We start from the raw sequence: 13,595 nt of genomic DNA on the forward strand, positions 1-13,595 counted from the left end.
ATATGTTTTGGCTAATATTAAATCTTCAAAAAAAGATGCAATAGCATCTGAAAAAAGAAAAAGAACAAATAATAAAAAACGTTCTAGAATTAAAACTTATATAAAGAGGGTTTTATTTTATATATCTAAAAATAATTTTAATAAAGCAATGTTTTCTTTTATTCAAATGCAATCTATTTTAGATAAATATTCTTTGCAAGGAATAATACATAAGAATAAAGTAGCACGATATAAATCTAATTTATTAATAAAAATTAAAAAAATTAATGAAAATAATTAATTTGATTAAATAATTTTAAAAACTGATTTTATCAGTATTATCTCTAAATTTTTTTATTTTATTTTAGAATATAATACTGATTTATATAAAATTCATTTTGTGAGCGAATCAAAAAATTTTTTTACTCCATCAAAAAATCTTTTAGATCTAGGACTATTTTTTTTATTTTTATTTTTTTCTAAACTTTTTCCAAGTTTATATAATAATTTTTTTTGATTTTTATTTAAGTTTATTGGTGTTTCTATTACAACTTTACATAAAAGATCTCCAATATAATTATTTTTAATAGATTGAACTCCTTTTCCTGGAATTCTAAATAATTTATTAGATTGTGTTTCAGGTGGTATTTTTAATTTAATTTTTCCATTTAATGTTGGTACTTCAACTATACCTCCTAATGCAGCCATCGTAAAATTTATCGGTATTTCACAAAATAAATTATTTTTTTCTCTTTTAAAAATTTGATGTTCATTAACTTTTATTTTAATATATAAATCTCCTGCAGGAGCATTATTTTCTCCGATTTCTCCTTCATTATTTAATCGAATTTTATCGTTATTATCTATTCCAGCAGGAATTTTAATAGATAATTTTTTTGTTGTTTTAATTCTTCCGTGTCCATAACATGTTTTGCATGGATTTTTTACAAATTTTCCTTTGCCATTACATACTGGACAAGTTTGTTGAACAGTAAAAAAACCTTTTCTAGTATGTATATTTCCGTTTCCATTACATGTTTTACATATTTCTGGATCAGTTCCAAATTCTGTTTTTTTTCCATGACATTTATTACAAGTTTTTAAAGATGGAATATAAATTTTTTTAGTAACTCCTTTTACAGCATCTTCTAAATCTAAATTCAAATTATACTGTAGATCAGATCCTTTAGAATTTTCTTCTCTACTATTTCCAAAAATATCTCCGAAAACATCTCCAAAGATATCTCCAAAATCTGTTGTATGAGTAAAACTTTCATGATATTGATTATTAGAAGCATTATTATCGAAAGCAGAATGTCCGTATTTATCATATGCTTCTCTTTTTTCTGGATTTATTAAAATTTCATATGCTTCTTTTATTTCTTTAAATTTTTTTTCAGAATTTTTACTATTTTTATTTCTGTCAGGATGATATTTCACTGCTAATCTTTTATATGCTCTTTTAATTTCTCTATCATTTGCAGATTTTGAAATATTTAACATTTCATAATAATCTTTTTTAGTCATTTGATTAAAATATACCTTGCTAATGTGAAATTATTTTTTAAAACGGACTTTTTTTTATTTTTTTATTTTTTTTTAGAGTCCGTTTTAATTTATTACAATTTTTTTAATGTTTTAAAAATTTAATTTATTTTTTTTTATCTTTCACTTCTTCAAATTCTGCATCAACTACATTAGAATCTTTTTTTGTTTTATTTTTATTTTTTTGATTATTTTGTTCAGGTTTTTGTTCTGTTTTAGTTGCTTCAATTAATTTTGAAGATTCTTTCAATAATTCTTGTATATTTTTTTCTATATTTTCTTTATTTTCTAATTTTAATGAATTATCTAAATTTTTTAAAGCTATTTCAATAGATTTTTTATCTGTATCACTTAATTTATCTTGACATTCTTTTAGTTGTTTTTTTGTACTATGAGAAATTTGATCACCTTGATTTCTAATTTGGACTAGTTCTTCAAATTTTTTATCTTCTTCCGCATTTGCTTCTGCTTCAGATATCATTTTTTTAATTTCTTCTTCTTTTAGTCCAGATGATGATTGTATTGTAATTTTTTGTTCTTTTCCTGTTTTTTTATCTTTTGCAGATACATGTAAAATTCCATTAGAATCTATATCAAAAGTTACTTCTATTTGAGCCATTCCTCTTGGAGCTGGTTGAATTCCATCTAAATTAAATTGTCCTAATGATTTATTGTCAATGGATTTTTTTCTTTCTCCTTGTAGAACATGAATTGTAACTGCAGATTGATTATCTTCTGCGGTAGAAAATACTTGACTATGTTTTGTAGGAATAGTTGTATTTTTATTAATTAAAGGAGTCATAATTCCTCCCATTGTTTCGATTCCAAGAGATAAAGGTGTTACATCTAATAAAAGTACATCTTTTACATCTCCTGCTAAAACTCCACCTTGTACTGCTGCTCCTACTGCTACTGCTTCATCTGGATTTACATCTTTTCTTGGTTTTTTTCCAAAAAAACTAGATACTTTTTTTTGAACCATTGGCATTCTTGTTTGTCCACCTACTAAAATAATATCATCTATGTCTTTTATAGATAATTTTGCGTCTTTTAAAGCTGTTTCTAGTGGTTTTATTGATTTATTAATTAAATCTTCTACAAGTGATTCTAATTTTGATCTTGTAACTTTAATATTAAGATGTTTTGGTCCGTTTGAGTCAGCTGTAATATAAGGAAGATTAACGTTAGTTTCTTTAGAAGCAGATAATTCTATTTTAGCTTTTTCAGCAGCTTCTTTTAATCTTTGCATAGCTAAAGAATCATTTTTTAAGTTAAATCCTTGGTCTTTTTTAAATTCTTTTACTAAATAATTTATTAATCTACTATCAAAATCTTCTCCTCCTAAATGTGTATCTCCATTAGTTGATAAGACTTCGAATGTTTTTTCTTTATCAACTTCATCTATTTCTATTATTGAAATATCAAAAGTTCCTCCACCTAAGTCATATACAGCAATTGTTCTATTACCTTTATTTTTGTCTAATCCGTAAGCTAAAGCTGCAGCAGTTGGTTCATTAATTATTCTTTTTACTTTTAATCCTGCAATTTTTCCAGCATCTTTTGTAGCTTGTCTTTGTGTATCATTAAAGTATGCAGGAACAGTTATTACAGCTTCAAAAACTTTTTCTCCTAAATAATCTTCTGCAGTTTTTTTCATTTTTTTTAAAATTTCAGCAGAAATTTGAGGTGGAGCAAGTTTTTTATTTTTAATATTAATCCATGCATCATTATTATTTGATTTAATTATTTTATAAGGCATTATTTCGATATCGCGTTGTACTTCTTCATCTGTAAATTTTCTTCCAATTAATCTTTTTATTGCAAATAATGTATTTTTTGGATTTGTAACTGATTGTCTTTTAGCAGGTTGACCAACTAAAATTTCTCCATTTTCCGTATAAGCAATAATTGAAGGAGTTGTTCTTTCTCCTTCAGAGTTTTCTAAAACCTTTGCTTCTTTACCATCCATTATTGCAACACAAGAATTTGTGGTACCCAAGTCTATTCCAATAATTTTACCCATATATTTTCCTATATTGATTGTTAAAATATTTTTTATTAAAATTTTTTATAAATATAATTCTTAATAATAATAGAATGTGGGCTTTTTTATAAGACCTCAAGTATTTTATAAAAAATTTTTTATATTGATTATTTATAAATTATTTTTTTAAAACAGTTTTTAAAAAAATTATTAATTAATGTTATTATACGTTAAAAATTATTATTTTACATGAGATAAATATATTTTAAAGAATCTTATATTTTAAAAGAAGATTTAATTTTTTAATTATATATACTTTATAAATTAATTTACAAAAAAAAAGGAATATTTTTTATGAATCAAGAAATAATTGAGTATGTTGGTGTATTTTTTTTTGTATTTCTTGTATTTTTCTTTTGTTTTATTTCTTTAGTCATGAGTTTTATTTTAGGAGAGAGGTCTTACTCAAAATCTAAAAATATTCCTTTTGAATCTGGAACTCCATCTACTGGTGGAGTACATATAAGATTTTTTATTAAATTTTATTTGATTGCAATTTTTTTTGTAATATTTGATATTGAATCAATGTATTTATATTCTTGGTCTGTTTGTGTAAGAGAATGTGGTTGGACTGGTTTTATAGAAGCATTAATTTTTATTTTTATGATATTATTATCTTTGTTATATTTATTTAGGATTAAAGCATTAAATTGTATGTATTTAAATAATAAAAATTTAAGAAATTAATTATAAATTTTATTTTTAAAAAGAGATTTTTATATGAAATATACTTTAACAAAAATACATTTTAATCAAAAAAAAAAAAATACTAAAATAGAAAAAAAAATTTGTTCTGATCCTCTTGAAAAATCTTTAAAAGGTAATATTTTTTTTGGAAATTTAAAAAAAATTATACATAATTTAGTAAATTGGGGAAGAAAAAATTCTTTATGGCCTTATAATTTTGGTTTATCTTGTTGTTATGTAGAAATGGTAACTGCATTTACTTCTGTTCATGATATATCTCGTTTTGGTTCAGAAGTTTTAAGAGCTTCTCCAAGACAAGCAGATGTTATGGTAATTGCAGGTACTCCATTTATTAAAATGGCTCCTATTATAAAACGTTTATATGATCAGATGTTAGAACCAAAATGGGTTATTTCAATGGGATCATGCGCAAATTCTGGAGGAATGTATGATATTTATTCTGTTGTTCAAGGTATAGATAAAATTCTTCCTGTAGATGTTTATATACCTGGTTGTCCTCCAAGACCAGAAGCTTATATTCAAGGATTGATGCTTTTACAAAAATCTATTTCAAAAGAGAGAAGACCTTTATCATGGATTATTGGAGATCAAAAAATTTATAAAGCTAATTTAAAATCTCAAAAAAAAAATAATCATTTAAGAGTAAAATCTATGTATGACTTTAAAAATCCAAATGAAATTTAGTTTTAAAAATTATTTTTTTTTTTTAAAAAAAATAGTTAAAATAATTATTATTAACTCTCTAGAATTTTCTAATAAGGTGTTCTTAAATTTATGATAGATTTTAATAAAAATAATCTTTTTTCAAATGATAGTGAATGTAAAAAATATTATAAAACCTCTATTATTAAAGAGTTATATAATCGTTTTGGTAAAAAAATGTTTTTTATTCAATCAACTAAAATTTCATGTCCTATAGTTTGGTTGGATCGAAAAAATTTATTAAAAGTTATCTCATTTTTATGTCAAGAAAATAAATTTTATGATATGTTATTTGATTTAAGTGCCATTGATGAAAGAGTTCGTGTACATAAAAATTTATTTCCAAAATCTGATTTTTCTGTTTTTTATCATTTTTTATCTATTTCTAATAATTCTGATATTATAATAAAAGTTCCTTTATTTGAAAAAAAATTAAAAATTGATACTATTACAAAATTTTTTTTAAATGCGAATTGGTATGAAAGAGAAGTTTGGGATATGTTTGGAATTTCTTTTATTGGACATCCTCATTTAACTAGAATTATTATGCCAAAGAGATGGAAAGGTCATCCTTTAAGAAAAGATTATCCTGCAAGAGCAACTGAGTTTTCTCCATATTATTTAAATGAAGAGTTACAAGATTTAGAAATGAATAATTTAAAGTTTCGACCAGAAGAATGGGGAATGAAAAGAAAAGATAAAAATGAAGATTTTATGTTTTTGAATTTAGGACCAAATCATCCTTCTGCACATGGAGCATTTAGAATCGTTTTACAATTAAAAGGAGAAAAAATAGTTAATTGTGTTCCTGATATTGGTTATCATCATAGAGGAGCTGAAAAAATGGGAGAAAGACAATCTTGGCATAGTTATATTCCATATACAGATAGAGTGGAATATTTAGGAGGATGTGTAAATGAAATGCCATATATTTTGTCTATTGAAAAATTATCAGGAATAAAGGTTTCTTCTCGAGTTGAATTTATTAGAATTATGTTATCTGAATTATTTAGAATAAATAGTCATTTATTATATATATCTACTTTTATTCAAGATGTTGGAGCTATGAGTACAGTTTTTTTAGCTTTTACTGATCGACAAAAAGTATATGATGTAATAGAATTTATTACTGGATTTAGAATGCATCCAGCCTGGTTTAGAATTGGAGGTGTTGCTCATGATTTACCTCAAGGTTGGAACATTTCTTTAAAAGAATTATTAGAATGGCTTCCTAAAAGATTAGATTTATATACAAAAATAGCTTTAAAGAATAGTATATTAATTTCTCGTTCTAAAGGAGTTGCAAATTATTGTTTAAAAGATGCTTTAAATTGGGGAGTTACTGGATCTGGTTTAAGAGCAACTGGTGCAAATTTTGATATTAGAAAAGTTAGACCTTATTCAGGATATCAAAATTTTGAATTTGAAGTTCCATTAGGTAATGGTATTAGTGATTGTTATAGTAGAGTTATGTTAAAAGTTGAAGAAATATATCAGAGTTTAAAAATTTTAGATCAATGTTTAAAAAATATGCCAGAAGGAGATTATAAAACTGATCATCCTTTAACTACTCCTCCATATAAACAACGTACTTTACAAAATATTGAAACTTTAATAACACATTTTTTACAGGTTTCTTGGGGAACAGTTATTCCTGTTGGAGAAAGTTTTCAAATGATTGAAGCTACAAAAGGAATTAATAGTTATTATATAATTAGTGATGGAAATACGATGAGTTATCGTACTAGAATTAGGACTCCAAGTTTTCCTCATTTACAACAAATTCCTTCAGTAATTAATGGTAGTGTTATATCAGATTTAATTACTTATTTAGGAAGTATTGACTTCGTTATGTCTGATGTAGATAGGTAAAAAAAATGATAAAAAAAAAAAATAGTCAAGAAAAACATTTTATAAATTCTTTAATAAAATCTGAGATTTTAAAAATAAAAAATAATTTTCCAACAAGTCAATCAGTGTTAATTGAATCTTTAAAAATTGTTCAAAAATATTATGGTTGGGTTTCTGATAGTTCTATAAAATTTATTTCTGAAATATTAAATATTTCTATTAGTGATATAGAAAGCGTAGCGACTTTTTATAGTCAAATTTTTAGAAAACCTGTTGGTCGTTATGTAATTAAAATTTGTGATAGCATGGTATGTTATGTTTTAGGATATAAAAAAATAAAAAAAATAATTAATACAACTTTGAATATTAAGTTTGGAAAGACTACAAGAGATAAAAATATTACCTTTCTTCCTATTTGTTGTTTAGGAGCTTGTGATAAAGGTCCTGTTATTATGATTAATGAAAAAACATATTTTAATGTAAACAAAAGTTCTATTTTAAAATTATTGGATTCGATAAAATGAAATATAAAAATTTATCAGAAGAAACGCATCCTTTAACTTGGAGATTTAGAAAAGATAAAGAAACTGTATGGATTAAAGAATATATTAATAAAAATGGATATAAATCTTTGTTAAAATCTTTAAAAGATATGAATTCTAATAGTGTCATTGATAAAGTTTTACGATCTGGATTAAAAGGTAGAGGAGGTGCTGGTTTTTCAACTGGATTAAAATGGAGTTTAATGCCAAAAAATGAAGAACATAAAAAAAGATATTTAATATGTAATGCTGATGAAATGGAACCAGGAACATATAAAGATCGATGGATAATAGAAAATTGTCCTCATCAATTAATTGAAGGGATTATAATTAGTGCTTTTGCTTTAAAAGTTTCATGTGGATATATATTTTTACGAGGAGAATATGTAGTTCCTGAAAAAATATTGATTAAAGCAATAAAAGAAGCATATAAAAAAAATTTTTTAGGAAAAAATATTTTAAATACTAATTTTTCTTTTGAATTATATTTACATACTGGAGCTGGAAGATATATTTGTGGAGAAGAAACAGCATTAATTAATTCTTTAGAAGGGAAAAGAGCTAATCCTAGATTAAAACCTCCTTTTCCAGCGAATTTAGGATTATGGGGTTACCCAACTTGTATTAATAATGTTGAAACTTTATCAAATATTCCAGCTATTATTTCTCATTCAGTTGAATGGTATAAAAATTTGTCAAAAAATGAGGATTCTGGTACTAAATTAATGGGTTTTTCTGGTTCTGTTAAAAATCCAGGAGTTTGGGAACTTCCTTTTGGTACTACTGCAAGAGAGATACTTGAAGATTATGCTCATGGAATTAAAGATGGTTTAAAATTAAAAGCTTGGCTTCCTGGAGGAGCTGGAACTGATTTTTTAACTCAAAAACATCTTGATGTAAAAATGGGTTTTTTAAGTATACAAAATGTTGGAAGTAGATTAGGAACTGGGTTAGCATTTGCTGTAGATAATAAAGTGAATATTATTTCTTTAGTATTAAATTTAGAAAAGTTTTTTTCTCGAGAGTCTTGTGGGTTATGTACACCTTGTCGAGATGGACTTCCATGGATTGTAAAAATTTTAGAATCTATTAAAAAAAAAAATGGAAATTCAGGAGATTTAGAAATTTTAGAGAATTTATGTTTTCAAATGGGTCCTGGAAAAACTTTTTGTGCTCATGCACCAGGTGCGATATCACCTTTAAAAAGTGCAATAAAATATTTTCGTTCAGAGTTTGAAAAGGGAATTATAAAAATAAAAAAAAAAATTGTAAAAAAAATTTCTGGAATTTAATTAATATTTAAAAATTATATAAAAAGAATTAAAAAAAAAACAAAAAAAAAATATTTATAAATTTTATTAGAATACATAAATATTTATTATTTCTTTTTTTTTATTAAATTTTAAAAATTTGGAAAAATTTATTATGGTTAAAATTTATATAGATGGAAAAAAGTATTTTGTTAATAAATCACATAATTTACTTGAATCTTGTTTAAATTTAGGATTTAATATTCCTTATTTTTGCTGGCATCCAAAATTAGGTAGTATTGGAGCATGCAGACAATGTGCAGTTAAAAAATATCAAGATAAAAATGATTCTCATGGAAGATTAGTTATGTCTTGTATGACTCCAGTTGAAAAAAATATAGTTATTACAATTAATGATCAAGAATCTTTTATGTTTAGAAAGAACATTATTGAATTATTAATGTTAAATCATCCTCATGATTGTCCTGTTTGTGAAGAAGGAGGAAATTGTCATTTACAAGATATGACTGTGATGAGTAAACATTATTCACGTCGATATAGATTTGATAAAAAAATTTATAAAAGCCAATATCTTGGAAATTTTATATCGCATGAAATGAATCGATGTATATCATGTTATAGATGTGTAAGGTATTATCGAGATTATGCTGATGGAAAAGATTTTAATGTTTATGGATTGAGTAATAATATTTATTTTGGAAGATTTAAAGATGGTGATTTAGAGAGTGAATATTCTGGAAATTTAATTGATGTTTGTCCAACAGGTGTTTTTACAGATAAAACTTATTCTGAAAATTATTCTAGAAAATGGGATATTCAAAATGCTCCTAGTATTTGTTCACATTGTAGTATTGGATGCAATATAATTGCAGGTGAACGATATAATAAAATCATACGTATTGAAAATAGATATCATGAAGATATTAACAATTATTTTTTATGTGATTTAGGTCGTTTTGGGTATGGTTATTCAAATGCTTTAAATAGACCAAAATATTTTTATTTTAAAAAAAATAATATTTTTGAAAAACAAATAAGTTTTAAAAAAAGTATTAAAAAAATTGTAAAAATTTTAAAAAATTCTAATTTAGTTTTAGGAATTGGTTCATCAAGAGCTAGTATTGAAACTAATTTTGCTTTGAAAGAATTAGTTGGAAGTGAGAATTTCTCTACAGGTATGATTGATATTGATCATGAATGTACACAATTAATTTTAAAAATCATAAAAAAAAATGTTTTTCATATTCCTTCTTTAAAAGAAGTAGAAGATTATGATTCAATATTAGTTTTAGGAGAAGATATTACTCAAACTTCTTCAAGATTAGCTTTATCAATTAGACAAGCTTTAAAAAAAAGATCAAATAAATTTTTAAAAAAAAATAATATTCCAAATTGGCATAATTTTGCTATAAATAATTCTTTTATTAACAAAAAAAAGTTCTTATTTTTAACATCTATTAAGACAACTAAGTTAGAAGATGTTTCATCTTGTTCATTTAATTCTAATATATTTGATCAAATATTTTTTATAAATTGTATTTTAAGCAATATAAATAAAAAAAATAATTTAAATATAAAAATTAAAAATGAAATAAAAGAAAAAGCATTATATGTTTCTAAAATATTATTAAAATCAAAAAAAATACTAATAGTTTCTGGTTCTCATTCTAGAAATTTATCTTTAATAAAATCTTCTTATAATCTTTCATTAACTTTAAAAAAATTAGGTTTTCATGTTGGTTTAATTTTATTAACTCCACAAGCAAATTCTTTAGGACTTTCTATAATTAATGGTTTATCTTTAAATAAGTCTTTTGATAAAGTTAAAAAAAAAAAAAATACTACTTTAATTGTTGTAGAAAATGATTTATTTTATTCATTTCCAAAATTTTATTTAAATAAAATTTTAAAAAATTTTACTAATATTATTGTAATGGATCATCAAAATACTAGAACTTTAAAAATTGCTAATATTTCTATTCCTGTTGCAAATTTTTTTGAAAGTACTGGAACAGTTATTAATTATGAGTTACGTGCACAAAGATTTTTTCAAGTATATGATCCAAAATTTTATAATAAAAAAATTTCTATTATTTCTTCTTGGAAAATTCTAAATAAAATAAATTATTATTTATATAAAGTTATTGATAAGAAAATAAATTTTGATGATTTTATTAATTTTTGTATTAAGAAAATACCTTTTTTAGAAAATATTAAAGAAGCGTCTCCGAAATCCTCATTTAGAGTTTTTGGTCAGAAAGTACCTAGATCTCCTAATAAATCTAGCGGAAGAACTTCTTTAAGAGCAGATATAGATGTTCATGAAATAAAACAGTTTGATGATCAAGATTCAATGTTTTCTTTTTCAATGGAAGGAAGTTCGATATATAAAAAATATACTTCTTTAATACCTTTTGTATGGTCTCCTGAATGGAATTCTTCGCAGGGATTACATAAATTTCAAAAAGAAATTTCTGGAAGTTTAATAGCTGGAAATCCTGGAAAAATTTTATCTAGAAAAGATAATAAAAAAAAAATAAACTTTTTTCATGATTCTCCTAACATTTTTATTAAAAAAAAACATCTTGTTATAGTTCCTTATTATTTATTGTTTGGTACTGAAGAAATGAGTCAATATTCAGAAGTAATTAAAAAAAAGATTCTTCCTTCTTATCTTTTAATAAATCCTTTAGATGCTAAACGTTTTAATATTTCTAATAAAAAACAAGTGACTTTTACATGTTTAAATGATAGTTATAATTTTTTTGCAGTTTATTCAAATTCTTTAGAGTTAGGACAAATAGCTTTACCGATAGGACAATTTCAAACATCTGTTTTTCTTATTGGAAAACAAATACAAGATTTAAAGGAAGTTTAAAATGTATTTTTTATCTATAATAAATAAAACTTTAATCTTAAATATTTTTTTTTCTTTTTTAGTTTTTTTTTCAGTTATAATTTTTGGAGCAATGTTAACAGTTATTGAAAGAAGATTATTAGCTCTTTTTCAAAATAGATACGGTCCAAATAGAGTAGGTTGGTTTGGTTCTTTGCAATTGTGTGCTGATATGATAAAAATTTTTTTTAAGGAAGATTGGATACCTAATTTTAGTAATAAATTAATTTTTATTTTATCTCCTGTTTTGGCTTTTAGTACTATTTTATTAACAGTTGTTATGATTCCTTTTTCTATTGATAAATATATAATAAATTTAAAAATTGGTTTATTATTTTTTTTAATGATGGCAGGTTTATCTATTTATTCAATATTATTAGCAGGATGGTCTAGCAATAATAAATATTCATATTTGGCAGCAATTAGAGCTTCCGCTCAAACTTTGAGTTATGAGGTATTTATTGGATTATCTATAATGGGAACTGTAATAAAAGCAGGTTCTTTTAATTTATTAGATATTATTATAAGTCAAGAACATATATGGAATTTTATTCCTCAATTTTTAGGATTTTTAATGTTTTTTATTTCTTCTTTAGCTGTGTGTCATAGACATCCATTTGATCAACCTGAATCAGAACAAGAACTTGCAGATGGTTATCATATTGAATATTCTGGAATGAAATTTGGAATGTTTTTTATTGGAGAATATGTTTCTATGATTATTATGTCATTTTTAATAACAATATTGTTTTTTGGAGGTTTTTATGGTTTTTTTTATCCATCATTTTTTTGGTTATTTTTAAAATCTTTATTTTTTTTATTTTTATTTATTTTAATACGTGCATCTTTACCTCGACCTAGATATGATCAAGTAATGATTTTTGGTTGGATGTTTTGTTTGCCTATTTCTTTAATTAATCTTATTTTTACAAGTTTTTTAACTTTATATAATAAATAATAACATTAAGGGTTTTTATATGTTTTTTAGAAATATTATTGTAGGTATATTTTCTCAAATAAATAGTATTTTTTTAATTTTTATGAACTCTTTTTCTAAAAGGGAAACAAAATTATATCCTGAAGTTCCTGTTTCTTTATCTCCAAGATATCGAGGAAGAATTATTTTAACAAAAACTAAAGATAAAAAAGAACGTTGTGTTGCTTGTAATTTATGTGCTGTTGTTTGTCCTGTAGGTTGTATATCATTACAAAAAGAAAATTTATCAAACAAGCGTTGGCATGCAAAGTTTTTTAGAATAAATTTTTCTCGATGTATATTTTGTGGATTATGTGAAGAAGCTTGTCCAACAGCTGCAATTCAATTAATTCCAGATTTTGAATTAGCTGAATATAAAAGATCAGATTTAATATATGAAAAGAAAGATTTATTAATTTCTGGTCCTGGAAAATATTCTGATTATGATTTTTATAAATATTCAGGAGTTTCAATTAAAGAACCTAAAAAATATTTTATTAAAAAAGAAATAAAAACAGTTGATTTAAAAAGTATTTTACCTTAGGAAATAATTTATGAGTATTTTTTTTTATATTTTTAGTTTTATTTCAGTTTTATCAACTATTCTTGTTATTTTTCAAAAAAATCCTTTGTATTCTTTATTATATTTAATAATTTCTTTTTTATCTTTTTCAGGAATATATTTTTCTATTGGTGCTTTTTTTATAGGTGCTTTAGAAACAATTATATATTCTGGAGCTATTATGGTTCTTTTTGTTTTTGCTATTATGGTATTAAATTTGGGCGAACAAACTATTAATGAAGAAAAAAGATTGTTTTCTAAAAAATTATTTTATTTTTCATTATCTTTGTCAATTACAATGTTTTTTATAATATTTCACGTTATATCTAGAATTCCAGATGTATTAATTAATTTAAATTTACATGATATGAATTTAATAGGAATTGCTTTATTTAATAAATATATTTGGTTTGTAGAGTTTTCTTCAATGTTATTGTTAGCTGCATTAATAATAGTATTTCATTTATTTCATAACAAAAAATATATTAGAAGCGAATAATATTATTTCTTATTTGGAGA

The 13,595-nt window shown here is 23.5% G+C and carries 12 protein-coding genes; 10 read left to right on the top strand and 2 right to left on the bottom strand.

The genetic code is table 11. The features are described 5' to 3' along the window. Positions 1-7 precede the first annotated feature (7 nt). Positions 8-280, top strand: a complete 273-nt coding sequence (rpsT, locus tag AACK90_RS01880) for a 30S ribosomal protein S20 (RefSeq protein WP_339043135.1) — start codon at positions 8-10, stop codon at positions 278-280. Between the two features lie 92 nt (positions 281-372). Here the strand turns inward: rpsT and dnaJ are convergent, their stop codons facing one another. Further along, complete coding sequence (gene dnaJ / locus AACK90_RS01885; protein ID WP_339043137.1) at positions 373-1,506, bottom strand: molecular chaperone DnaJ; 1,134 nt, start codon at positions 1,504-1,506, stop codon at positions 373-375. 124 nt (positions 1,507-1,630) lie between these two features. Then, entirely contained in the window at positions 1,631-3,547 is a 1,917-nt protein-coding gene (dnaK, locus tag AACK90_RS01890; protein WP_339043139.1) for a molecular chaperone DnaK, read from the bottom strand. A gap of 315 nt (positions 3,548-3,862) precedes the next feature. On the opposite strand from dnaK, the gene ndhC reads away from it, so the two are divergent. The 9 genes from ndhC (at position 3,863) to AACK90_RS01935 (ending at position 13,575) form a co-directional block, all read left to right on the top strand. After that, complete coding sequence (gene ndhC, locus AACK90_RS01895) at positions 3,863-4,255, top strand: NADH-quinone oxidoreductase subunit A (RefSeq protein ID WP_339043141.1); 393 nt, start codon at positions 3,863-3,865, stop codon at positions 4,253-4,255. Positions 4,256-4,288: 33 nt separating this feature from the next. Continuing rightward, entirely contained in the window at positions 4,289-4,960 is a 672-nt protein-coding gene (locus AACK90_RS01900) for an NADH-quinone oxidoreductase subunit B family protein (RefSeq protein WP_339043143.1), read from the top strand. Between the two features lie 90 nt (positions 4,961-5,050). After that, a complete protein-coding gene (nuoC, locus tag AACK90_RS01905) occupies positions 5,051-6,850 on the top strand; it encodes an NADH-quinone oxidoreductase subunit C/D (protein WP_339043145.1) in 1,800 nt (599 codons plus the stop codon). Between the two features lie 5 nt (positions 6,851-6,855). After that, positions 6,856-7,353 (top strand): NADH-quinone oxidoreductase subunit NuoE, encoded by a 498-nt coding sequence (nuoE, locus tag AACK90_RS01910; protein ID WP_339043147.1) that lies wholly within the window; start codon positions 6,856-6,858, stop codon positions 7,351-7,353. Then, positions 7,350-8,663, top strand: coding sequence for an NADH-quinone oxidoreductase subunit NuoF (nuoF, locus tag AACK90_RS01915; protein WP_339043149.1), 1,314 nt, complete (start codon positions 7,350-7,352; stop codon positions 8,661-8,663). Before nuoE ends, nuoF begins: the two co-directional genes overlap by 4 nt. Positions 8,664-8,796: 133 nt before the next feature. Next, positions 8,797-11,520 carry an NADH-quinone oxidoreductase subunit NuoG gene (nuoG, locus tag AACK90_RS01920; RefSeq protein ID WP_339043151.1) on the top strand — a complete coding sequence of 908 codons (2,724 nt, stop codon included), beginning with the start codon at positions 8,797-8,799 and terminating at the stop codon, positions 11,518-11,520. Position 11,521: 1 nt separating this feature from the next. Then, complete coding sequence (gene nuoH / locus AACK90_RS01925; RefSeq protein WP_339043153.1) at positions 11,522-12,496, top strand: NADH-quinone oxidoreductase subunit NuoH; 975 nt, start codon at positions 11,522-11,524, stop codon at positions 12,494-12,496. Positions 12,497-12,515: 19 nt separating this feature from the next. Beyond that, positions 12,516-13,058 carry an NADH-quinone oxidoreductase subunit NuoI gene (nuoI, locus tag AACK90_RS01930; protein ID WP_339043155.1) on the top strand — a complete coding sequence of 181 codons (543 nt, stop codon included), beginning with the start codon at positions 12,516-12,518 and terminating at the stop codon, positions 13,056-13,058. 10 nt (positions 13,059-13,068) lie between these two features. Further along, entirely contained in the window at positions 13,069-13,575 is a 507-nt protein-coding gene (locus AACK90_RS01935) for an NADH-quinone oxidoreductase subunit J (RefSeq protein WP_339043157.1), read from the top strand. The last annotated feature ends 20 nt before the right edge of the window (positions 13,576-13,595 follow it).

This window comes from Buchnera aphidicola (Periphyllus acericola), assembly GCF_964019855.1.
Taxonomy (GTDB): domain Bacteria; phylum Pseudomonadota; class Gammaproteobacteria; order Enterobacterales; family Enterobacteriaceae; genus Buchnera_J; species Buchnera_J aphidicola_BC.

Coding starts and splice junctions, on each gene's coding strand:
- ndhC (WP_339043141.1), top strand. CDS start 3,863: ATGAATCAAGAAATAATTGAGTATGTTGGTGTATTTTTTTTTGTATTT.
- dnaK (WP_339043139.1), bottom strand. CDS start 3,547: ATGGGTAAAATTATTGGAATAGACTTGGGTACCACAAATTCTTGTGTT.
- nuoG (WP_339043151.1), top strand. CDS start 8,797: ATGGTTAAAATTTATATAGATGGAAAAAAGTATTTTGTTAATAAATCA.
- AACK90_RS01935 (WP_339043157.1), top strand. CDS start 13,069: ATGAGTATTTTTTTTTATATTTTTAGTTTTATTTCAGTTTTATCAACT.
- nuoC (WP_339043145.1), top strand. CDS start 5,051: ATGATAGATTTTAATAAAAATAATCTTTTTTCAAATGATAGTGAATGT.
- AACK90_RS01900 (WP_339043143.1), top strand. CDS start 4,289: ATGAAATATACTTTAACAAAAATACATTTTAATCAAAAAAAAAAAAAT.
- nuoI (WP_339043155.1), top strand. CDS start 12,516: ATGTTTTTTAGAAATATTATTGTAGGTATATTTTCTCAAATAAATAGT.
- nuoH (WP_339043153.1), top strand. CDS start 11,522: ATGTATTTTTTATCTATAATAAATAAAACTTTAATCTTAAATATTTTT.
- nuoF (WP_339043149.1), top strand. CDS start 7,350: ATGAAATATAAAAATTTATCAGAAGAAACGCATCCTTTAACTTGGAGA.
- dnaJ (WP_339043137.1), bottom strand. CDS start 1,506: ATGACTAAAAAAGATTATTATGAAATGTTAAATATTTCAAAATCTGCA.
- nuoE (WP_339043147.1), top strand. CDS start 6,856: ATGATAAAAAAAAAAAATAGTCAAGAAAAACATTTTATAAATTCTTTA.